The organism is Actinocorallia longicatena (genome assembly GCF_039534125.1).
Classification (GTDB): Bacteria; Actinomycetota; Actinomycetes; order Streptosporangiales; family Streptosporangiaceae; genus Actinocorallia; species Actinocorallia longicatena.
The window spans coordinates 81,926-102,512 of record NZ_BAAAUV010000005.1 but is presented as its reverse complement, the minus strand read 5'-3'; the positions used below and the strand labels follow the sequence as shown (position 1 = coordinate 102,512).

20 protein-coding genes and 1 pseudogene are annotated in these 20,587 nt (G+C 69.8%); 7 read left to right on the top strand and 14 right to left on the bottom strand.

Annotated elements, in window-relative coordinates; translation table 11 throughout:
* Positions 1 to 255: 255 nt before the first annotated feature.
* A complete protein-coding gene (locus ABD785_RS11385) occupies positions 256 to 1,482 on the bottom strand; it encodes an acyl-CoA dehydrogenase family protein (protein ID WP_344825906.1) in 1,227 nt (408 codons plus the stop codon).
* A 245-nt stretch (positions 1,483 to 1,727) separates the two neighbouring features.
* On the opposite strand from ABD785_RS11385, the gene ABD785_RS11380 reads away from it, so the two are divergent.
* On the top strand, positions 1,728 to 1,997 hold the full coding sequence (locus ABD785_RS11380) for a DUF6401 family natural product biosynthesis protein (protein WP_344825903.1): 270 nt from the start codon (positions 1,728 to 1,730) through the stop codon (positions 1,995 to 1,997).
* Here ABD785_RS11380 and ABD785_RS11375 read toward each other — a convergent pair whose 3' ends face one another.
* The 3 genes from ABD785_RS11375 to ABD785_RS11365 all read right to left on the bottom strand — a co-directional run bounded on the left by ABD785_RS11375 (position 1,998) and on the right by ABD785_RS11365 (position 5,431).
* Complete coding sequence (locus tag ABD785_RS11375; protein WP_344825900.1) at positions 1,998 to 2,717, bottom strand: mechanosensitive ion channel family protein; 720 nt, start codon at positions 2,715 to 2,717, stop codon at positions 1,998 to 2,000. It abuts the gene before it with no gap.
* Between the two features lie 105 nt (positions 2,718 to 2,822).
* The gene (locus ABD785_RS11370; protein WP_344825897.1) at positions 2,823 to 3,788 is read right to left on the bottom strand and encodes a glucosyl-3-phosphoglycerate synthase; all 966 of its coding nucleotides are present in this window, start codon (positions 3,786 to 3,788) and stop codon (positions 2,823 to 2,825) included.
* Positions 3,789 to 3,961: 173 nt separating this feature from the next.
* Positions 3,962 to 5,431 (bottom strand): helix-turn-helix domain-containing protein, encoded by a 1,470-nt coding sequence (locus ABD785_RS11365; RefSeq protein ID WP_425547758.1) that lies wholly within the window; start codon positions 5,429 to 5,431, stop codon positions 3,962 to 3,964.
* Between the two features lie 120 nt (positions 5,432 to 5,551).
* On the opposite strand from ABD785_RS11365, the gene aceA reads away from it, so the two are divergent.
* The 4 genes from aceA (at position 5,552) to ABD785_RS11345 (ending at position 9,591) form a co-directional block, all read left to right on the top strand.
* Complete coding sequence (gene aceA, locus ABD785_RS11360) at positions 5,552 to 6,838, top strand: isocitrate lyase (RefSeq protein WP_344825891.1); 1,287 nt, start codon at positions 5,552 to 5,554, stop codon at positions 6,836 to 6,838.
* Between the two features lie 218 nt (positions 6,839 to 7,056).
* A complete protein-coding gene (locus ABD785_RS11355; RefSeq protein WP_344825886.1) occupies positions 7,057 to 7,836 on the top strand; it encodes an ABC transporter permease in 780 nt (259 codons plus the stop codon).
* Positions 7,829 to 8,617 carry an ABC transporter permease gene (locus tag ABD785_RS11350; RefSeq protein WP_344825883.1) on the top strand — a complete coding sequence of 263 codons (789 nt, stop codon included), beginning with the start codon at positions 7,829 to 7,831 and terminating at the stop codon, positions 8,615 to 8,617. The genes ABD785_RS11355 and ABD785_RS11350 overlap by 8 nt, the downstream gene beginning before the upstream one ends.
* A 14-nt stretch (positions 8,618 to 8,631) precedes the next feature.
* Positions 8,632 to 9,591: an ABC transporter ATP-binding protein gene (locus ABD785_RS11345; RefSeq protein ID WP_425547761.1), complete on the top strand. Its 960-nt coding sequence runs from the start codon at positions 8,632 to 8,634 to the stop codon at positions 9,589 to 9,591.
* A gap of 7 nt (positions 9,592 to 9,598) precedes the next feature.
* On the opposite strand, the gene ABD785_RS11340 is transcribed toward ABD785_RS11345, so the two are convergent.
* From ABD785_RS11340 to ABD785_RS11310, 7 genes and pseudogenes are all read right to left on the bottom strand, one after another.
* Entirely contained in the window at positions 9,599 to 10,189 is a 591-nt protein-coding gene (locus ABD785_RS11340) for a hypothetical protein (protein WP_344825877.1), read from the bottom strand.
* A 76-nt stretch (positions 10,190 to 10,265) separates the two neighbouring features.
* Entirely contained in the window at positions 10,266 to 10,874 is a 609-nt protein-coding gene (locus tag ABD785_RS11335; protein WP_344825874.1) for an NUDIX hydrolase, read from the bottom strand.
* Positions 10,871 to 11,464, bottom strand: coding sequence for a DinB family protein (locus tag ABD785_RS11330; RefSeq protein WP_344825871.1), 594 nt, complete (start codon positions 11,462 to 11,464; stop codon positions 10,871 to 10,873). The genes ABD785_RS11335 and ABD785_RS11330 overlap by 4 nt, the downstream gene beginning before the upstream one ends.
* A gap of 172 nt (positions 11,465 to 11,636) precedes the next feature.
* Positions 11,637 to 12,602: pseudogene (locus ABD785_RS11325) on the bottom strand (MFS transporter); the annotation flags it as partial.
* A 38-nt stretch (positions 12,603 to 12,640) separates the two neighbouring features.
* The gene (locus ABD785_RS11320; protein WP_344825869.1) at positions 12,641 to 13,510 is read right to left on the bottom strand and encodes a sugar ABC transporter permease; all 870 of its coding nucleotides are present in this window, start codon (positions 13,508 to 13,510) and stop codon (positions 12,641 to 12,643) included.
* Positions 13,507 to 15,117, bottom strand: coding sequence for an ABC transporter permease subunit (locus ABD785_RS11315; RefSeq protein ID WP_344825866.1), 1,611 nt, complete (start codon positions 15,115 to 15,117; stop codon positions 13,507 to 13,509). Before ABD785_RS11315 ends, ABD785_RS11320 begins: the two co-directional genes overlap by 4 nt.
* A 4-nt stretch (positions 15,118 to 15,121) precedes the next feature.
* Positions 15,122 to 16,393, bottom strand: coding sequence for a sugar ABC transporter substrate-binding protein (locus ABD785_RS11310; protein ID WP_344825864.1), 1,272 nt, complete (start codon positions 16,391 to 16,393; stop codon positions 15,122 to 15,124).
* 157 nt (positions 16,394 to 16,550) lie between these two features.
* On the opposite strand from ABD785_RS11310, the gene ABD785_RS11305 reads away from it, so the two are divergent.
* A complete protein-coding gene (locus ABD785_RS11305; protein ID WP_344825861.1) occupies positions 16,551 to 18,116 on the top strand; it encodes a glycoside hydrolase family 13 protein in 1,566 nt (521 codons plus the stop codon).
* Positions 18,117 to 18,119: 3 nt separating this feature from the next.
* Here ABD785_RS11305 and ABD785_RS11300 read toward each other — a convergent pair whose 3' ends face one another.
* The 3 genes from ABD785_RS11300 to mscL all read right to left on the bottom strand — a co-directional run bounded on the left by ABD785_RS11300 (position 18,120) and on the right by mscL (position 19,383).
* Positions 18,120 to 18,581: a hypothetical protein gene (locus ABD785_RS11300; RefSeq protein ID WP_344825858.1), complete on the bottom strand. Its 462-nt coding sequence runs from the start codon at positions 18,579 to 18,581 to the stop codon at positions 18,120 to 18,122.
* A gap of 157 nt (positions 18,582 to 18,738) precedes the next feature.
* Positions 18,739 to 18,909 (bottom strand): DUF3099 domain-containing protein, encoded by a 171-nt coding sequence (locus tag ABD785_RS11295; protein ID WP_344825856.1) that lies wholly within the window; start codon positions 18,907 to 18,909, stop codon positions 18,739 to 18,741.
* 54 nt (positions 18,910 to 18,963) lie between these two features.
* Complete coding sequence (gene mscL, locus ABD785_RS11290; RefSeq protein ID WP_344825853.1) at positions 18,964 to 19,383, bottom strand: large conductance mechanosensitive channel protein MscL; 420 nt, start codon at positions 19,381 to 19,383, stop codon at positions 18,964 to 18,966.
* Between the two features lie 375 nt (positions 19,384 to 19,758).
* Between mscL and ABD785_RS11285 the strand changes: the two genes are divergently transcribed.
* A complete protein-coding gene (locus ABD785_RS11285) occupies positions 19,759 to 20,586 on the top strand; it encodes a hypothetical protein (RefSeq protein ID WP_344825851.1) in 828 nt (275 codons plus the stop codon).
* Position 20,587 lies beyond the last annotated feature (1 nt).

Here is a 20,587-nt window from a genome sequence, read left to right as displayed (position 1 = left end):
GGGGTCAGCACACGCTCAGCACGCCTGGCCAGATACCGGTGCGGGCAAAACGCGGGACGCGCGGTGCAAAACGCCGAAAGCCGCTACCTCAAAAGGAGGATTCGCCAGCAGTGCCGTGGCCGATGGCCAGGAACAGGGCCTTCGCAGCAGATTCGAAGATACATCGGATCTTCTAGATCTCACGGATCGGTCCCGGTATCCACGATGTCGCGGATGCCGGGACCGGCGCGAGGAAAGCCTTGCCGAGCTGGGGATTTAGCGGACCGGGAGGCCTGTGACGGTGCGGCCGATGACGAGGCGCTGGATCTCGGAGGTGCCTTCGAAGATGGTGAAGATCTTGGAGTCGCGGTGCATGCGTTCTACGGGGTAGTCGCGGGTGTAGCCGTTGCCGCCGAGGATCTGGATGGCTTCCTCGGTGACGCGGACGGACATCTCGGAGGCGGCGAGTTTGGCCATGGAGCCTTCGGCGTTCTCGAAGGGCTTTCCGGCGCGGGCCATCCAGGCGGCGCGCCAGACGAGGAGGCGGGCGGCGTCGAGCTGGGTCTTCATGTCGGCCAGCTTGAAGGCGATGGCCTGGAAGTCACCGATCTTCTTGCCGAACTGCTCGCGCTCGCGGGAGTAGGACAGGGCGTAGTCGTAGGCGGCGCGGCCGACGCCCAGAGCCATGGCGCCGACGGTCGGGCGGGTCGTCTCGAAGGTCTTCATGGCGGCCTGGCCGGCGGCGCGCTTGCCCTCGCGGACGCGGGCGATGCGGGCGTCGAAACGCTCCTTGCCGCCGATGAGGAGGGAGCCGGGGATGCGCACGTTGTCGAGGATGACCTCGGCGGTGTGGCTGGCGCGGATGCCGTGCTTCTTGAACTTCTGGCCCTGGGAGAAGCCGGGAGTGTTCGGGGGGATGATGAAGGACGCCTGGCCGCGCGAGCCGAGCTCGGGGTAGATCGAGGCGACGACCACGTGGACGTTGGCGATGCCGCCGTTGGTCACCCAGGTCTTCACGCCGTTCAGGACCCACTCGTCGGTGGCCTCCTGGTAGACGGCCTTGCAGCGGATGGAGCCGACGTCGGAGCCCGCGTTCGGCTCGGAGGCGCAGAAGGCTCCCAGCTTGACGTCGTCGGCGGTGCCGAACATCTGCGGCGCCCACTCGGCGATCTGCTCGGGGGTTCCGGTCGTCGCCAGGGACGCGGCGGCGAGGCCCGTTCCGACGATGGCCAGCGCGATGCCCGCGTCGCCCCAGAAGAGCTCTTCGAAAGTGACCGGAATGCCGAGACCGGAATCCTCGAAGGACTGGGTGGCGAAGAAGTCCAGAGAGTACAGGCCGATCTTGGCCGCCTCCTGGATGATCGGCCAGGGGGTCTCCTCGCGTTCGTCCCACTCCTCCGCCGCGGGGCGGATGACGTCGCGGGCGAACTCATGACACCAGGCCTGGGCGTCCCGGACATCTTCGGTGAGCTCCAGGGAGAAGCTCTTCGCTACGTCGGACACGGTGTGTGAACCTCTTCCGGGATACTTCGTCTAATAGTGTGTTACCCACGGTAGCACCCGGGAGTTACCGAAGAGTAGGCCGGAGTGCGTGTGCGTGCCGTCACAACAGAAGTTCAGCCGCTAGACGGCGGGCCGGGATGCGGCTAGCCCCAGGGATTTCGGGCGCCCTTTGGCGTTCGGCGCGCACTTCCACCGCCTCACCGGGCGGATTCAGCACAAGGTAAAGAGACGTACTCTTCGGGGTCATGCGCTCACTCCACGACGAACTCCTCGAGCGCCTGGACGAGCTGAGCCTCTCGCCCGGGCTGACCGCGGCCGCCGACCAGCACGCCGCCGCGGTGCGCGACATCATCCAGGGTTCCGGCCTGCCCCTGACCGAGAAGACCCTGCGGGACTACCGGCACGGCTTCCTCGAGGTCTGCATGGAAAAAGGCTGGTGGCCCGGACAGGAGTTCGACTGGGAACTCCTGCGGGCCACCGCGATCGAGCGTGAGCTCAGGACCGTCGCCTCCTGATCACTGGAGGGTCGTCCGCTCGACGGGCGTGGTCTCGCGCTCGCCGGACCCGCGCAGGGCGTCCTCCCGTCCCCTGTCGTAGGCCGGGCCGACGCCCGCGTCCTTCTCGGCGCGGCTCAGCATGCGCTCCCACCGCTCCTGCATGGGCTTGATCAGGCCGCCGCCGACGCCGATCGCCAGGATCGCCCCGATGGTGGCCAGGACGGTCACAAGGATGGGCGTGGTCACGGTCGTGGCGACGCCGATCTGGTTCAGGGCCGCGATGATACCGACGGCCAGGATGAAGAACTGCGCGATGTTGGCCAGCAGCCTGCCGTAGGACAGCTGCCCCGTGGCCGCGATGACCAGGTCCTTGACGACCTTGGCGATCGCCGAGGCCACCACCACAAGGATGATCGCGACGGCCGCCTTGGGCAGCCACGCCACCACCGAGGCGAGCAGGTCGCTCACCGGGTTCGCGCCGAACACGCCGAACGCCATCTGCAGCGTGACCAGCAGGATCGCCCAGTAGGTGATCTTGGCCACGAGCATGCTCGCGCCCCACCCGCTGCGCTTCAGCCCCTCACCGACGGGCGTGTCGCCCACCCATCGATCGAAGCCGACCTTGTTGAGCAGTTTCTGGACCACCCCGCGGAGTACCCGCGCGATGATCCAGCCGATGACCATGACGCACAGGAACACCAGGACCTTCGGTCCCGTCTGCGCGACGTTATCGGTCACCGACTGCCAGGTTTGAGTCCAGTTCACTTTGGGGCCCCCTGGGGAACTCCCGTCGCAGCGCCACCCGCATTGTGATCATCCCTACCCGGAGTGTCACCGTTCCATTCAACGAGGCTGGAGAGACGCGTACTCGGGAATCTGGATCATGGGGGGCCGTTCGCCGACGGCGGCGTCGCGGTCCGCCGGGACGTAGCCGGACGGGCCCCGGTGGAACTGGGTGAGGTCGGAGGAGGGCTGGGAGAGGGCGAGCATGAGGCCCTGGCGGTCGAGGCGGGTCCAGGCGGTCTGCATGATCTGGGACGCCATGGCGCCCAGCGCCTCGGTGGAGTTGTGGCTGTGGACCCGCACCCCGAGGTCGACCTGGGCGAGGGCGTCGAGGCCCTCCAGATGGACCGTGTCGAGCAGGAGCCCGAGCTCCACGCCGTAGCCGGTGACGAAGGGGAGGCGTTCCAGCAGGGAGCGGCGGCCCGCGTACTCCCCCGACAAGGGCTGGACGACCCCCGCGAGCTGCGGCCAGTGCATGTTGATCAGCGGACGGGCGACGAGCTCGGTGACCCTGCCCCCGCCCGCGAAGGAGGCCTCTCCCCCGTTGTAGGGACGGTCGTAGCAGGCCTTCACCAGGCTGACCGACGGGTCCGACAGCAGCGGCCCGAGCAGGCCGGTCACGAAGGTCGAGGAGAAGTTCAGCAGGTCCGCGTCCACGAAGACCACGAGATCGCCGGTCGTGACGGCCAGGGACTTCCACAGCGCCTCGCCCTTGCCCGACATCGACGGCAGCCGGGGCAGGATGGCGTCCTGGGCGAAGACCTTGGCACCCGCGGCGGCGGCGATCTCCGCGGTGGCGTCGGACGACCTGGAGTCGATCACGACGATCTCGTCGACGAGCGGCGCCCGTTCCACGAGATCCCGGCGGATCGCCGAGACGATCAGCCCTACGGTGTCCTGCTCGTCCCTCGCGGGCAGCACGACGCTGATCCTGGTCGAACCCTTGGCCTCCAGCAGGTCCTGGAGGGGCCAGTCCGCGGCGAGGCTCGAACACCGATTCAGCCAGTTGGAGGCTTCAGCGAGCACAAGCAAACTCCCTTCTAGGGAAGGAACACCGCGGATATCTCCGATCATTCACCCCCTCACGCGGAGGTGGGCGGACCGACCCCTGAACTTAACGCGACGAAACCTCCAGTTCACAAAGGGACCGGTCCGCCGCCCGGGCACGACGGCCGAAACTCTTCCGGTCGAACCGAATTCTATGACTCGCTGTGTTTGTCGAGGAAGGTGTACACGTCCGCGTCGTCGACGCCGGGGAAGGCACCGGGCGGCAGCACCGACAGGACATGGGAGTGGGCCCTCGCCGAGGGCCACGCCTGGCCCTCCCAGCGGGCGGCGAGCTCGGCCGGCGGGAGCTGGCAGCAGTCGCCGTCGGGGCAGGCGGACTTGACCCGGTTCTGGGTCTCGCGGCCGCGGAACCAGCGAGAGTCCTCGAACCGGACCCCGAGGGTGATCGCGAAGTCGCGCTCGTGCGAGGGGTCGATGTGCGACAGGCACCAGTACGTGCCCTTGGGCGTGTCGGTGTACTGGTAGAAGACGGAGAACCGGTCATGGCTGTTGAACACCCGCCGGCCGCCCCACTGGCGGCACATCCGCTGGCCCTCGATCGCGCCGTCCTCGTCGGCGGGGAAGACCAGGCCGTCGTTGGCGTAGGCCTTGTAGATCGTCCCGCTCTCGTCGTTCTTGGTGAAGTGGCAGCGCAGGTCGAGGTGGTGGCTGGCGATGTTGGTGAAGCGGTGGGCGGCCATCTCGTAGGAGACGGAGAAGACGTCGGCGAGGTCCTCGACCGACAGCTCGCGGTTGGCCTTGGCGTCGCGCAGGTAGGGCGCGACGGCCGCCTCGGGCAGCAGCATCGCCGCGGCGAAGTAGTTGGCCTCGACGCGCTGGCGCAGGAAGTCGGCGAAGTCCCGCGGCACCGTGTGGGCCAGGGCGATGTGGCCGAGGGTCTGGAGCAGGATCGTGCGGGGGGTGTGCATGCCGAGCTGCTCGCGCTCGAGGTAGATCCGCCGGTTGCGCTGGTCGGTCACCGAACGGACGGACCGCGGCAGGTCCTGGACGTAGCGCAGGTTGTAGCCGAAGTGGGTGACCAGGGCCATCAGCATGCCCTGGGACAGCGCCCCGGACTTGTAGCCGACGTTGTCCAGCGTCTTGCGGGCGACCTGCTCGATCTCGCCGAAGTAGTTGCCGCGGTCGTGCATCTTCCGCCGGAGCTCGGCGTTGGCGATCCGCGCCTCCTCCGGGGAGGCGGTCGGCTTGGTCCGCGACCGCTTCAGCTCGTCGTACAGCCCGAGCAGGTGTTCGAGGACGTCGTTGGGAAGGCGTTTGGACGCCTTCAGGTAGGGCAGCCCGAGCTGCTTGTAGATCGGGTCGCGCTGGGCGTCCTCGAGGGCGATCTCCAGCTGGGCCCGCCGCGAGGGGGCCTCCTTCTGAAGAAGTTCCTCGACCGGGACGCCGAGCGCCGTGGCCAGCGCCTGAAGCAGTGACAGCTTCGGTTCGCGCTTGCCGTTCTCCAGGAGGGAGAGCTGCGAGGGGGCCCGTCCGACACGTTCGCCCAGCTCAGAGAGGGTAAGGCCCCGTCCGCGGCGCAGATGCCGCAGACGCTGCCCGAACACGGAAAGGTCTACACCACTCGACAAGTTCAGCGATTCTTCGCTTCGCAAGACGGCCATGGGTTGATGCTAGCGCAAAAATCGCAGAAGTTTCTATTACTTCCCGGTAGAAGCTTGACGTCAAGAGAGTGCAGACTCGGAGCAAGCACCCAGGGGACGACACCAAAAGGGAGTACGAAGATGACTGATGGTCGCCTCAAGGGCGCGGCTGAAGAGCTGCAGAACCAGTGGAACACCGACGAGCGTTGGAACGGCATCGAGCGGACCTACACGGCCGAGGATGTCATCCGCCTGCGCGGATCGGTTCAGGTCGAGCACACTCTGGCCCGCCTTGGCGCGGAGCGGCTGTGGAAGCTGGTCCACGAAGAGGACTACGTCCACGCGCTCGGCGCGCTGACCGGCAACCAGGCCGTGCAGCAGATCAAGGCGGGCCTCAAGGCCATCTACCTCTCGGGGTGGCAGGTCGCCGGTGACGCCAACCTCTCCGGCCAGACCTACCCCGACCAGTCGATCTACCCCGCCAACTCGGTCCCGGCCGTCGTGAAGCGCATCAACAACGCGCTCATCCGCGCCGACCAGATCACCTGGTCCGAGGGTGACGAGAACGCCCCGCACTGGCTCGCGCCGATCGTCGCGGACGCCGAGGCCGGCTTCGGTGGCGTCCTGAACGCCTACGAGCTGATGAAGGGCATGATCGAGGCCGGCGCCGCGGGCGTCCACTGGGAGGACCAGCTCGCCTCCGAGAAGAAGTGCGGCCACCTCGGCGGCAAGGTCCTCATCCCGACCGGCCAGCACATCAAGACCCTGAACGCCGCCCGTCTCGCGGCCGACGTCTCCAACGTCCCCACCCTGGTGATCGCGCGGACCGACGCCGAGGCCGCGACCCTCATCACCACCGACGTGGACGAGCGCGACCGCCCCTTCATCACCGGTGAGCGCACCGCCGAGGGCTTCTACCGGGTCCGCAACGGCGTCGAGCCCTGCATCGCCCGCGCCCTGGCCTACGCGCCCTACTCCGACCTCATCTGGATGGAGACCGGCACCCCGGACCTGGAGCTGGCCCGCAAGTTCGCCGAGGCCGTCAAGGCCGAGTACCCGGACCAGATGCTGGCCTACAACTGCTCGCCCTCCTTCAACTGGAAGAAGCACCTGGACGACGCGACCATCGCGAAGTTCCAGCGCGAGCTCGGCCACATGGGCTTCAAGTTCCAGTTCATCACCCTGGCCGGCTTCCACGCCCTCAACTACTCCATGTTCGACCTGGCGCACGGCTACGCCCGCGAGGGCATGACCGCCTACGTCGACCTGCAGGAGCGCGAGTTCGCGAGCGAGACCCGCGGCTACACGGCGACCAAGCACCAGCGCGAGGTCGGCACCGGCTACTTCGACGCCGTCTCCACCGCGATCAACCCCAACTCCTCCACGACCGCCTACAAGGACAGCACCGAGAGCGAGCAGTTCCACTAGGAGCATCCGCGATCGGCTCTCCCGGAACCACACGATCGCACGGGTAACTCCCCCCACCCCTGTGCCGATCCCCTGAGAAGTGTCCCTGCCGGACCCGTGCACCCGGCAGGGACACTTCGTTTTCCCGGGGACCCTCCCCGACGGATGCGGGTGTTCCGCCGGAGATCCACCGGGAAGCGGTGGTTCGCGTAAACTTGTTCCCTCGCGGAGGGGGATGCGTGGCGTACGCGTGGGTGCTCTGGTTCTCGTTCCGGCGCTACTCCGCCTACCGGCTCGCCGCCCTCGGCGAGGCCGTCAGCAACACCGTCTTCGGGTTCGTGCGCGGCTACGTGCTGCTCGCGCTGTGGCAGGCCACCCCCGGGCTCGGCGGCTACACCGCCACCGACGCGATCACCTTCTCCTTCCTCACCCAGGCGATGATCGGGCCCGTCCAGATCTTCGGCGGGATGGAGCTGACCCAGCGCATCCGCACCGGCGACGTCTCGATCGATCTGCACCGCCCCGCCGACCTCCAGCTCTGGTGGCTCGCCGACGACCTCGGGCGGGCGCTGTACACCGTGATCGGCCGGGGAACGATCCCGATGTTCGCCGGCTGGCTGGCGTTCGGGATCCTCTTCCCGCCGGCCGAACGCTGGCCCGCCTTCCTGCTGTCGCTGCTGCTGGCGGTCGTGCTCGGCTTCTCGATCCGCTACGTGATCTCGATCCTGGTGTTCTGGCTGACCGACTCCCGCGCCCTGGACTCCGTCGCGATCGTCTGCTCGCTCTTCCTCTCCGGAATGATCCTTCCGCTGGTGGCGTTCCCCGGGCCGTTCCAGACGGCCGTCCGGGCGCTGCCGTGGTCGGGGCTGATCCAGGTCCCCGCCGACGTCTACCTCGGCCGCTCCCCCGATCTTCTCGGCTCGTTCGCCTTCCAGGCCGGCTGGGCGGCCGTCCTGCTGCTGGCCGGACGGCTGCTCACCAGGGCCGCCCACCGCAAGCTGGTGATCCAGGGTGGTTAGGACCTACCTGCTGCTCGCCTGGACCTGGACCAGGGCCGCGATGCAGTACCCGCTGTCGCTGGTCCTGTTCATGGTCAGCGGGATGTTCGTCATGCTCCTCGACCTGGCCGGGCTGGCGATCATGTTCCACCGGGTGGACGAGCTCGGCGGGTTCACCGTCATGGAGTTCATGTACCTGTGGGGCACCTGCCAGGTCGCGTTCGCTCTCTCCGACATCGGCTGCGGGACGACCGACCGGCTGAGCGAGCACATCAAGTCCGGGGCGCTGGACACGATGCTCGTGCGGCCGGTCAGCCCGATGCTCCAGCTCGCGACCGAGGAGTTCTCGCCGCGCAAGCTGTCGCGGCTCGTCCCGGCGGGGACGGCCCTCGGCGTCGCGATGGCCCATCTCCGGCTCGACCCGCTCGACGTGCTGGTCACGGTCGCGATGGTCGGCTGCGGGACGGTCATCTTCTGCGCGATCTGGGTGATGACCTCCGCGGTGCAGTTCGTGCTGATCGACGGCCACCAGGTCACCAAGGGCGTCACCTGGGGCGGCAACTTCATGGCCCAGTACCCGATGTCGATCTTCGGTAGGGACTTCGTGCGGGGCGTCACGTTCGTGGTGCCGCTCGCGTTCGTCAACTGGCAGCCGTCGCTGTACGTGCTCGGGCACCCCGATCCGCTGGGGCTGCCGCCGTGGTGCCGGTTCCTGTCCCCCGTGGTCGCCGTGCTGCTCGTCGCGGTGGCCACGCTCGCCTGGCGCACGGGGCTGCGTCACTACCGTTCGACCGGGAGCTGAGCAGGTTGATCTCACTGGAGTCGGTGACGAAGACGTTCGTGCTGCGCAAGAAGGCCGGCGTGCTGCGGCGGGCCCGGTCGGAGCTCGACGCGGTGCGGGAGATCAGCTTCACGGTCGAGCCCGGGGAGTTCGTGGGCTATCTCGGGCCTAACGGCGCCGGGAAGTCGACGACGATCAAGATGTTGACCGGCATCCTCACGGCGTCGTCGGGGCGGATCAGGGTCGCGGGCCTCGATCCGTCGCGGAAGCGGACGGAGCTGGCCCGCCGGCTCGGCGTGGTCTTCGGCCAGCGCACCACGCTCTGGTGGGACCTGCCGCTACGGGACAGCTTCACCCTGATCCGGCACCTTTACAAAGTAGAGCAGGGGCTGTTCCGGGAGCGGCTCGACGAGCTGACCGAGCTGCTCGAGCTGGCGCCGTTCCTCGACACGCCCGTCCGGCAGCTCAGCCTCGGCCAGCGGATGCGCGGCGACCTGACCGCGGCGCTCCTGCACCGGCCCGAGCTGCTCGTCCTCGACGAGCCGACGATCGGCCTCGACGTCGTCAGCAAGGCGACCGTCCGCGACTTCCTGGCCCGGGTGAACCGCGAGGAGGGCACGACGATCCTGCTCACCACGCACGACCTCGGCGACATCGAACGGCTCTGCCGCCGCGTCATGGTCATCGACCATGGCGTGCTCGCCTTCGACGGCGGCCTCGACGCCCTGCGCGCCACCGCCGAGGCCGACCGCACGCTCATCGTCGATCTCGCGCGTCCCGGGCCCGCCCCCGAGCCGCCCGGCGTGCGGCTGATCCGCCGCGAGGGGCCCCGGCTGTGGTTCGCGCTGCCGCCGAACGTCAACCCCGCGACGGTGATCGCCGAGGTCACGCGCACCCACGAGGTCCTCGACCTCGCCCTGCGCGAACCCGACATCGAGGACGTGGTCACCCGCCTCTACACCAACACCAGGATCGAGCCGGGGGTCGCGCGGTGAGCCCCGTTCAGCCGAGACGCGCCCGGGCGGCGAGGGCGTCCTCCTCGTGGGAGCCCTTGCGGCGGCCCGGCTTCGCCCGGGTCACGTAGCGCGAGGGGAACCCACCGGGAACGGCCAGGACGCCGCCGAAGCGGGTGTCGCCCGCGAACCACACGCTCTCCTGGACCCCGCGGCCCGGCGCGGGGAACGAGCAGTGGCTCTGGCCGTCCGGCTGGAGGAGGACCACCCGGCCCTCGCTGCTCCAGCGGCGTCCGCCCGAGCGCTCCCCCGAGGCCGCCACGACCCGCACCGAACGGCTCCCGCACGGCCACGCCTGCCAGGGATAGGTCCGCAGGATCCGCAGCTCCCGGTTCCTGGCGCGCGTCCACAGCGCGACCAGCCCCGCCGTGACGAGCGCCGCGGCCGCGCACATGAGGCCGAGCCCGGTGAGCATCCCGCCCTGCGCGGTCAGACCGGCGGCGACCAGGCCCAGCACGGACACCGCGGGCAGCCCGACGACCAGCCCGGCCCGCCGGCCACGGCGCGCCGCGTCGGTGATGCCGGGGGTGTCGGCCGCCACCCCGGGAAGGATCTCGTACCCGTACTCACGCGCGATCACGAGGGTGAGCATACGCGGATGAGCATGGGCGCTCTGTGTCATTCCGGGCGTCATGGCCCCTCGCGGAGCCCCGGTGTCAGTGGCGGGTCCAGTCGGGCTGGAGGAGGTCGGCGACCCGGACGTCGTTGCCGAGCAGGACGACCTCGCGGAACTGCCAGAGCATCGCGCCCGTCGGGGCGTGGACGGTCATGCGCGGGCCGAGGAGCATCTGGAGCAGCGGCGGCCCCGACGGCTGGGCCAGCCAGTTGACGACGCCGTCGGCCGCCAGCGCGGCCAGCGGCACGTGGTGGACGGAGTGGACCTCGTCGGGGCTCGGGACGGGACGCACCGGGGCGGAGGCGACGGCCACCACCGGGGTGATCACGAATCCCGAGCTCGCGGGGAAGTCGTCGAGGCGCCCGAGGACGTCCGAGGGCTCCAGCGCGACCCCGAGCTCCTCCTCCAGCTCGCGCAGCGCCGTGATCTCCGGGGTCTCGCCCTCGTCGGCGCGCCCGCCCGGCAGCCCCCACTGCCCGGCGTTGCGTCCCCGGTAGGCCCGCTTGATCACCAGGACGCCCGGCTCGCCGTCCTGTTCGGTCACGCACAACACGACGGCCGCCCTCCGCGTCCCCGGACGGTCCTCGATCGCCACCGATCCGAACGCCGCGAGCCGCCGGGCCGCGGTCTCCCTGAAGCCGTCGCTCATGATCCCGCCGAGGCCGACACGGCCGCCCGTTCGAGGCGGTCGCGGTAGGCGCTCCACCACTCCTCGTCGGCCTCGGGGAGGTTGGAGACTCCGGTGCGCAGTCCCGCGGCCCCGTCGATGAGCTCGCGGATGATGTCGGCGTGGCCGGCGTGCCGCTGAAGGTCGACGATCATGTGCACGAGGATCCGGTGGAGATCCACGTTCCCGCGCTCCCCCGGCCACCAGGGCACCCGGCCGGGCGCGTCGAGCGGGAGCGCCTCGATCGTGGCGTCGCCGTGCGCCCAGACCCGGTGGTAGAAGCCGATGACGTCGGCCCGGGACTCCTCCGGGGTCGCCCACATGTCGGCGTTGGGCTCGGCTCCGTCCTCGAACCAGGGCAGCGGCTCGGGGAAGGGCCGCCCGAACACCTCACCGAGATAAGCCGCCTCGACGCTCGCCACATGCTTGACCAGGCCCAGCAGATTGGTGCCCGTGGGAGTCATCGGCCGCCGGACGTCGTATTCCGCCAGGCCGTCCAGCTTCCACACCAGCACCTCGCGCCCGATCCGCAGATACCGGTGCAGATCCCCCTTGGGGTCGTGACCACTCATGGATCACGACTGTAGCCCGCCGCCATGATCGCCCGGCCGGCACCGCCAGGGCCAGGGCCGCCACGACGACGAGCACCGCGACCGTCTCGTACACGGGGACCACCCCGTAGCGGGCCATGAGCAGGCCCAGCACCAGTTTCGAACCGGCCAGGACGGCCATCCCGAGCCCGCCGACCAGGGCGGCGGTCCTGCCCCGCAGGTCGGGCGGGGCCGACATCACCAGGACCAGCATCGCACCGCCGCCCAGCAGGCAGGAGGCCACGCCGTCCAGGAACTTGGCGGGAACGGCCGGACCGGTGGCCATGACGGGCAACGCCACGGAGACGGCCAGCAGGACGGTGAGCGCCGCCAGCCAGGGACGGGCGGCGCGGCCCGGCCGGGGATCGCGCCAGGCGAACACCGCCGTCGCGACGACCTCGCCGCACAGCCCGACGGCGGCGAACAGGCCCGTCCAGTGCGCGGTGTCCAGCCGCAGGACGTCGCGGACCAGCGGCAGGATGCCGATGTCCCGCATCCCCCAGACGAGCTGGCCCAGCAGGAACAGGCCGAGGACGGCCCGGTGGAACGGATCGCCGAACAGCCGGGGGAAGGCCGCGCGGACCCTGCGGTCGGCCGAGGCGGCGGGCGCGACGTCGGTGCGGATCCGCCGGTAGAGCAGCGAGGCGACCAGGAACGCCGCGGCGTCCAGCAGGAAGACCTTCGGGCCCAGCCGGGCGGCGAGGTAGGGGCCGAGCGCCATGCCCAGGCCCGCCGCCGTCTGGTTGACGGTGCCGAGCAGGCCCATGCCGCGGCCGATCCGGCCGTCCGGGACCACCGCGGGCATCAGCCGGTTGAACGCCGACCACTGCGCCCCGGCCAGCAGCGCCTTCAGCGTGAGCAGCAGCAGGTAGGAGACCGGCTGGTACCAGACCAGGGCCGCCGTCACGACCGCGAGCGCGATCTGCAGGTCGCGAATGGTCCGGCGGGCCGGGCGGTGATCGACCCACGCGCCCAGCCGCGGCCCCGCCAGGACGGCGGCGATCACCGGCAGGGAGTCCAGCAGCCCGAGGACCGTCAGCCCCGACCCCGTGAAGACGAGGTAGCCGAGCGCGAACGTGCTGAGCCAGTTCCCGCAGCCGCCGAGGAAGGCGACGGCCAGGAGCGTGGTGAAGTCCCCCGGCCGCCGGGGCGGGGCGGTCAGCCCTTCACCGCCCCCGACGACAGCCCGCTGACGATGAATCTCTGGAGCCAGAGGAAGACGCCGACGGTCGGGATCGCGGTGATGAGGGTGCCCGCGGAGAAGACCCCGAAGTTGGTGTTGCGGCCGTCCGGGCCGAGCATCCCGTACATGCCGACGGCCAGGGTCTTCACGTTCGGTTCCTGCAGGAAGACGCTGGCCATGAGGAACTCGCTCATGACCCCGATGAAGGCCAGCAGGCCCGTCACCGCGAGGATCGGGGTGACCAGCGGCAGGATGACCCGGAAGAAGATCTGGACGTGCGAGGCGCCGTCGATCCTGGCGGCCTCGTCCAGCTCCCGCGGGACGGTGTCGAGGAACCCCTTCATCAGGTAGGTGTTCACGCCGAGCGCCCCGCCCATGTACAGCAGGAACAGCCCGCCGAGGGAGTTGAAGCCGAACAGCGGCCACAGGTCGGTGACCGTCGTGAAGAAGATGATGATCGTCACGATGGCCAGGAACTGCGGGAACATCTGGATCAGCAGCAGCGACAGCAGCCCGATGCGGCGGCCCCGGAACCGCAGCCTGCTGAAGGCGAAGGCCGCCAGCAGCGACAGGAACAGGCTGACGAACGCGGCGGCCAGCGACAGCCCGACCGAGTTCAGGAACCACCGCTCGAACGGGTAGTCGGGGTTGCCGAACAGCCTGCTGAAGTTGCCGAGGCTCGCCCCCGTCGGGATCAGCTCGCTCGACGACAGCGTGCCGAGCGGGTTGAACGCCGCGGAGACCACGAACAGCACGGGGAACAGCGCGAACGCCAGGACCCCCGCCATCGCGACGTGCCGCCAGCCGCTCCTCCTGAACCTCGCCGATGCGCTTCGGTCTCTCATGAGAACACGTCCTCCTGGGCCCGGGTCCTGCGGAAGGAGTAGGTCGACATCGCCGCCACCATCAGGAAGATCAGCACCGAGATCGCGGCGGCGAACCCGAAGTCCGCGCTGTTGGCGCCGAACGCGATCCGGAAGGTGTAGGTGATGAGCAGGTCCGTCGCGCCGACGGACGGGTCGTCCGCGGGGAACGGGGCGCCCGCCGTGGTGAGCTGGATGACGTTGAAGTTGTTGAAGTTGAACGCGAACGACGAGATGAGCAGCGGGGTCGTCGCGACGAGCAGCAGGGGCAGGACGACCTTGCGGAAGCTCTGCCACGGTGTCGCGCCGTCCATCCGGGCGGCCTCGCTGAGCTCGCCGGGGATCGCCTGGAGCGCCCCCGTCACCACCAGGAAGATGTAGGGGAAGCCCAGCCAGACGTTGATGAGGATCACCGCGAACCGCGCGGCGAGCGGCTCGCCGAACCAGTCGACGCCGGTGCCGAGGACCTTGTTGACGAGGCCGAACTCGGTGTTGAACATGCTCCGCCAGACCAGCAGCATCGCGAAGGCCGGCATCGAGTACGGCAGCACGACCAGGACCCGGTAGAAGCGGAGCGCCCGGGTCTTCCAGCCGTGCAGCAGCAGCGCGACGGCCGTGCCGATCACGAACGTCCCGAACACGGTCGACAGGGCGAAGAACAGGTCCCAGGTGAAGGTCCCGAGGAAGTGGCCGAGGATCGTGGAGTCGCCGAACAGCCGGGAGAAGTTGCCGAAGCCGACCCCGACCTTCCAGCCCTGCGACAGCTTCTCGCCCTTGGCGTCGACGAACAGGCCCTGGTCCTCGTCGGCCGTCCAGGTCGCGCCGGTCGCGGTGTCGACGATCGCGTCGGCCGCCCGGTCGTAGTGCCTGGTGCGGCGGCCCTCGTAGGCGCGGGACAGGCCGTTCGCCTTGATCGCGCCGTCGCGGGTGGGCACCGAGAACGCGGTGATCTCCCTGTCGTGGCCCGCCGCCTGCGCGGTGGTCAGCACCTGGTAGCCGGGGGCGGACAGGACCTTGCCGGTGATGCCGAGCCGGACGCCGTCCAGCGGTGCGAGGCCCTGCTCGGTGCCGACCTGGGAGGTCCCGGTCGCCGGGTCTGTCAGCAGGAAGACGAGCCTGCCGTCCTTCAGCGCGAACGACAGCGCGTACTCCGCCGAGCCCTTCACCTGGGTGAGGGAGGTCGACTCGATCGCGGTGATCGCGTCCTGCTTGGAGCCGCGGTGGCCGTCGCCGAAGTTCGTGAAGGCCACCTGCACCGTGTAGAGCACCGGCAGGAGCTGGAGCATGACCATCAGGAGCGTGCCGGGCACGAGGTACTTCAGCGGGACGTGCCGCCGGGTCAGGTACAGGCAGGCGATGCCGCCGGTGACCAGGACCAGCACCGCCAGGCCCGGCCAGTGGTGCCCGGAGACCAGCGGCGGGGCCGCGTAGGCGGCCATCGCCAGGACGAAGCCGAGGACGAGCAGACGGCTCACCACGAAGCCGGTGGAGATCTCTCGCCTGCTCTTGCGCGGGGAGTCGGGGTGGGACGGCCCCGGACGTGGGGAGCCCGCGCTCCCCACGCCCACCGTCTGCTCGATCGCAGTCATGGTGCTACTTGCTGATCGCCTTCGTGACGGCCTTCGCGGCGGCCTCGACGGCCGTCTTCGGGTCGGCACCCTTGATCACGGACGCCTCGGCCTTGCCGAACGGCTCCCAGATGGCGGACATCTCGGGGATGGCCGGCATCGGGATGCCGTTGGCGCCCGCCTCGAGGAACTTGCCGAGGTCGGGGTCGGCGGCCTTCGACTCCTCGAGCGCCGCGGTCAGCGCCTCGGGACGCGGGTCGGCCTTGAACAGCGCCAGCTGGACGTCCTTGTTGGTGACGTAGTTGCCGACGAACTCCTGCGCGAGGGCCTTGCTCTGGCCCTTGGCGGCGACGAAGAACGACTGGACGCCCACGAACGGCGAGGCGGGCTTGGCGCCCTGGAAGCCGGGGATCGCCGAGATGTCGTACTTGACGCCCGCCTTCTTCACGTCACCGAGCGCCCACGGGCCGGAGACGAGGAACGCGCACTTCTTCGAGGTGAAGGTCGGGATGGAGTTGTCGGAGCCGATCGAGGTGGTCAGCGCGCCGGAGCCCTTGGAACCAAGGGTCGCGATCTTCTCGAAGGCCTTGACGGACTCCTCGCCGCCGAGCGTCACGTTCTTGGGGTCGGGGTCGCCCGTGGGGGTCGTGCCGAACAGCGAACCCCCGGCCGAGGAGAACAGCGGGTACAGGTGGTAGGCGTCGCCGAGGTCGCCGGACTGCAGGCAGAGGATGTTCTTGACCTTGCCCGCCTTCTTCAGCTCCTGGCCCTTGGCGACCAGGTCCTCGACGGTCTGCGGGGCGTCGGGGACGAGGTCGGTGTTGCGGATCAGCGCCAGGTTCTCGATCGCGTAGGGTGCGCCGAACGTCTGGTTGCCGAAGGTCACCGCCTTCATCGCCAGCGGCTGGAACGCCGCCTTCTGCGCGTCCGTGAGCTGCAGCGGGTCGATCGCCCCGTTCTGCACGAAGTTGCCGATCCAGTCATGCGCGGTGACGACGATGTCGGGGCCGCTGCCCTTCTGGGACGCGGTCAGGAAGGTCGTCTGGAGGTTCTCCGCGAAGGCCTTGACCTCGACCTGGACGCCGTTCTCCGTGCCGAACTGGTCGGCGAAGGACTTCAGGACGGGCGCGCGCTTGTCGTCGGCCCAGATGACGAGCTTGCCGTTGCCCTTGTCGAGCGCGGCCGAGGTGGTGGCGGCGGGGGCCGGCGTGTCCTCGCTCTTGGAGCCGCCACAAGCTGCGGCGCTGAAGGCCAGGCCCAGGGCGAGGGCGGCCACACCCGCGGAACGGATGCGCATGGGGATCTCCCGGTTCTAGGGGATTGGGGTGATGGCCGGGAGATTAGCAAGGCTTTTCAGAGATTGGAAGTTCTTGCAGCAAGTTGCCGATCCTGTTACAGATAGTCCCCTACATCCACGCTGCAAGATTCTAGCAAGCCCACAGGAGGGCACCCCCATGACCGTTTCCGACTGGTGGCGGGATGCCGTCGTCTACCAGGTGTATCCGCGCAGCTTCGCCGACGGTGACGGGGACGGCTCCGGCGACCTGCCCGGGCTCCGCAATCGCTTGCCATACTTGAAAGATCTCGGCATCGACGCCCTGTGGCTCAGCCCGTTCTACGTCTCCCCCTGGGTCGACGGGGGCTACGACGTCGCCGACTACCGCGACGTGGACCCGGCCTTCGGCACTTTGGCCGACTTCGACGCGATGATCAACGACGCGCACGGCCTGGGCCTGCGGGTGATCGTCGACCTGGTCCCCAACCACTGCTCGGACCTGCACCCCTGGTTCCAGGAGGCGCTGGCCGCCGCCCCCGGCTCACCCGAGCGGGCGAGGTTCCACTTCCGCGACGGTGAGGGCCACCTTCCCCCCAACGACTGGCAGTCGATCTTCGGTGGGCCCGCCTGGACCCGGGTCCCCGACGGCCAGTGGTACCTGCACCTGTTCGCCCCCGAGCAGCCGGACTTCGACTGGGACCACCCCGAGGTGCGCGCGGAGTTCCGCGACGTCCTGCGGTTCTGGCTCGACCGGGGCGTCGACGGCTTCCGGGTCGACGTCGCCCAGGGCATGGTGAAGGCTCCGGGCCTGCCGTCCATGGGCTCGGACTCCCACCGGCGCGTCGAGCTGTTCGGCCACAACCGGGTGCCCTACTTCGACCAGGACGGCGTCCACGACATCTACCGCGAGTGGCGGCCGATCCTCGACTCCTACCCCGGCGGGCGGATGGCCGTCGCGGAGGCGTGGGTGGAGAACGCCGAGCGGCTCGCCCGCTACATCGGCCCCGACGAGCTCCACCAGGCGTTCAACTTCGCGTTCATGGAGTCGGAGTTCGCCGCCAAGGACTACCGCAAGGTCATCGACGACTCGCTGGCCGAGGCCCACCTGGTCGGGGCGCCCACCACCTGGGTGCTGTCCAACCACGACAAGGTCCGGCACGTCACCCGGTACGGCGGCGGCGCGGCCGGGCTCGACCGGGCCAGGGCCGCGCTGCTGCTCATGCTCGCGCTGCCCGGCTCCGCCTACCTCTACAACGGCGAGGAACTCGGCCTCGAGGAGGTCCTCGACCTGCCCGACGAGCTGCGCGAGGACCCTTCGTTCCCGCGGACCGGCGAGAGCCGCGACGGCTGCCGCGTCGCCCTGCCCTGGGGCGGCACCGCCGCCGAGTTCTTCCGCTTCGGCCCCGAGGGCGCCCGCGCCCCGCACCTCCCCCAGCCCGCGGCGTGGGCCGGGCTCACCGTGGAGGCCCAGGACGGCGACCCCGCCTCGACCCTCAGCCTCTACCGCGACGCCCTGCGGCTGCGCCGCGAGCACCCGGCCCTCGGCGGCGGCGAGCTCACCTGGCGCCCCTCCCCCGACGGCGTCCTGGCCTTCGACCGCTCCCCCGGCCTCACCGTGGTCGTCAACACCACCGCCGAGCCGATCGCCCTCGACGCCTTCGGCACGGAGGTCCTGCTGGCCAGCCGCGCGCTCCCCGGCGGTCTCCTCCCGCCGGACGCCTCCTGCTGGCTCCGCTCGCTGTAGCGATCAGGCGTACTCGTAGGTCTCCTCCGGCTCGGGCTGCCGCGCCCGCCAGCGGTGCGGCGTCCAGGCGGGGACCAGGAGCATGAAGCCCGCCAGGGCGAACAGGCCCGAGGCCAGGAGGTTCTCGAGGCCCGCGTCGAGCTCGCCCGCCGGAGGGAACCTGGCGGGCAGCCCGGCCGCCGAGGCGGGGGCGGCGAGGAACCACACCGTCCAGCCGAGGAAGGCCAGCGCCGGCATCAGCGAGACCAGTGGCGAGGCCCACCGGGCGACCACCGTCACCCCGCCGACCAGGCCCACCGCCGCCATCAGCGCGAACGCACCGTAGAGCTGGGTGCGGTCGGTGATGGTGTGTTCCAGGGGATCCACCGCCACGCCGGCCCTGACGTACGCCCATGCCATGCCGTAGGCGAGTGCGGGGGCGAGAACCAACCCGAGCACGAAACCGAACGCGTGCCGCAAAGCCATCACCGTCCTGTCCGAGGTGTGACCCACCCCGAACCGATTCTTAACAGGTGGATCTTGCTGTTATCCACACATTCATCGACTTGCGGCCGGGGAACAATCCTCCGGTGCGACAGAAACCGCTGTCAGTTCCTCACCTGGGTGACGACGGGGAGGCCGGTCAGTCCGGGCGGTTGGCGAGGATCACCGCGACGGGCGGGATGATCGAGGCCACGATCGCCATGACGATCGCGGCGGTGGAAGACCAGAAGCGCACGACCGTCCAGGAGAGCACGTACAGCGTGAGGCACGTGCCCATCATGATCAGGTAGATGCGCTTCCGGCGTTCCACTCTTCCAAGGTACCCACCGGGCTCCGGCTCTCCGGGAGCCCGCCCGCCGGGCGCCTACCCGGCCGCGGAGGGGGCGGCGGTGGGGACCTCGTGGCCGCAGTGCGCGCAGACCCGCGCCCTGATCGGGATGCTGCTGATGCAGTGGGGGCATTCGCGCTCGGTCGCCTCCTTGTTCCGGTCGATGAACGCGACGACGCGCGCCACCGGCAGGACGAGGACGAAGTAGACGACGACCGCGGCGATCACGAAGGCGATCAGGACCGTGAGGAAGTCGCCGTAGGTGAACACGCTCTTGTTGATCGTGAACTTGAGCCGGCTCAGGTCGGTGTCCCCGCCGACCAGGCTCAGCAGCGGGGAGATGAAGGACTTGACGAACTGGTTGACCAGGCCGCTGAACTGGGCGCCGATGACGACGGCCACCGCCAGTTCGACCAGGTTGCCGCGCAGCAGGAATTTCTTCAGACCATCGAACATCGGCCGACCATACCCGGCCTAAAGCGACCTAGCCGTCAATCTCCCCATTTGCCCTGTCGGGCCCCTGGGAGGGCGGCTCCGCCTCCAGCGACACCCACCGTGCGGGACGGCGCTCCTCCTCCGGAGGCGTGTCCGCCGGGACGGGCCGAGGCCCCGTCCGATCCACCCGTCGCATGCTCATGTCACTCGCCCCCTTGTCATCAGTAGGACGCTCCGCGGACCGTCCGGGTTCACCTCCGACCCGCCCAGACTGCCGGACCCGCCGCGATCGGGCAAACCCTTATCACACGGGACCACCCGAAAGACACCGCGAGGTTTCACCCCATTTGCCCGGGGCACTCGGCTGCACATCATTCGACTTCATAGGAGGCACACATGTCGACCACGATCATGGTCGTCATAGCCGTAGCCGTCCTCATCGTGGTCGCCGCCGTGGGCGTGTTCGGTTACGAGCGCGCCCGGACGCAGCGGCTGCGCCGCAGGTTCGGCCCCGAATACGAACGCACGGTAGAGACCGCCGGCGACCGCAAGACGGCGGAGAAGGAGCTCCTCGAACGCGAGCAGCGCCACCAGGAGCTCGACCTCAAGGACCTCGACCCCGAGGCCCGCGAACGGTACCGCCGCGAGTGGACCGGGCTGCAGGAGCACTTCGTCGACACGCCCGAGACGGCCGTCGCGGACGCCGACCGGCTCGTCACGCTCGTCATGCGCGACCGCGGCTACCCGACCGAGGGCTTCGAGGAGCGCGTCGCGCTGCTCTCCGTCGACCACGGCCGGACGCTCGACCACTACCACGCCGCCCACGCGATCAGCGAGCGCGCCACCCTCAAGGAGGCGGGCACCGAGGACCTGCGCCAGGCGATGGTCCACTACCGCGCCCTCTTCGAGGACCTGCTCGCCGTCCCCGACGACGAGCGCTCCGCTCTCCCCGAGGCGGCCGAGCACCTGCACGGCCGCCGGGACACCGATGAGCCCGTCGGCGCCACCGGAACCGGCACCACGACCGGCACCACGACCGACACCGCGACCGGCACCGCCCCCGGCCCGGCCGACGACCCCGGCTCCGTCCGCACCCCGGGCGACCCCGTCGAGGCCGCTGCGGGCGGGGCGCCGGAGCACCCCGCGCGGGAGGGCGTCCACGCGCCCGCCCCCGACCCCGACGACCTGCAGAAGTCACGTCCGCGTCCGGACGAGAGGAGCTAGC

Excerpts from the sequence above, each read along its gene's own strand:
- ABD785_RS11300 (WP_344825858.1), bottom strand. The coding sequence starts at position 18,581 with ATGGCTTTGCGGCACGCGTTCGGTTTCGTGCTCGGGTTGGTTCTCGCC.
- ABD785_RS11380 (WP_344825903.1), top strand. The coding sequence starts at position 1,728 with ATGCGCTCACTCCACGACGAACTCCTCGAGCGCCTGGACGAGCTGAGC.
- ABD785_RS11335 (WP_344825874.1), bottom strand. The coding sequence starts at position 10,874 with ATGAGCGACGGCTTCAGGGAGACCGCGGCCCGGCGGCTCGCGGCGTTC.
- ABD785_RS11285 (WP_344825851.1), top strand. The coding sequence starts at position 19,759 with ATGTCGACCACGATCATGGTCGTCATAGCCGTAGCCGTCCTCATCGTG.
- ABD785_RS11305 (WP_344825861.1), top strand. The coding sequence starts at position 16,551 with ATGACCGTTTCCGACTGGTGGCGGGATGCCGTCGTCTACCAGGTGTAT.
- ABD785_RS11330 (WP_344825871.1), bottom strand. The coding sequence starts at position 11,464 with ATGAGTGGTCACGACCCCAAGGGGGATCTGCACCGGTATCTGCGGATC.
- mscL (WP_344825853.1), bottom strand. The coding sequence starts at position 19,383 with ATGTTCGATGGTCTGAAGAAATTCCTGCTGCGCGGCAACCTGGTCGAA.
- ABD785_RS11315 (WP_344825866.1), bottom strand. The coding sequence starts at position 15,117 with ATGACTGCGATCGAGCAGACGGTGGGCGTGGGGAGCGCGGGCTCCCCA.
- ABD785_RS11320 (WP_344825869.1), bottom strand. The coding sequence starts at position 13,510 with ATGAGAGACCGAAGCGCATCGGCGAGGTTCAGGAGGAGCGGCTGGCGG.
- ABD785_RS11365 (WP_425547758.1), bottom strand. The coding sequence starts at position 5,431 with ATGGCCGTCTTGCGAAGCGAAGAATCGCTGAACTTGTCGAGTGGTGTA.
- aceA (WP_344825891.1), top strand. The coding sequence starts at position 5,552 with ATGACTGATGGTCGCCTCAAGGGCGCGGCTGAAGAGCTGCAGAACCAG.
- ABD785_RS11310 (WP_344825864.1), bottom strand. The coding sequence starts at position 16,393 with ATGCGCATCCGTTCCGCGGGTGTGGCCGCCCTCGCCCTGGGCCTGGCC.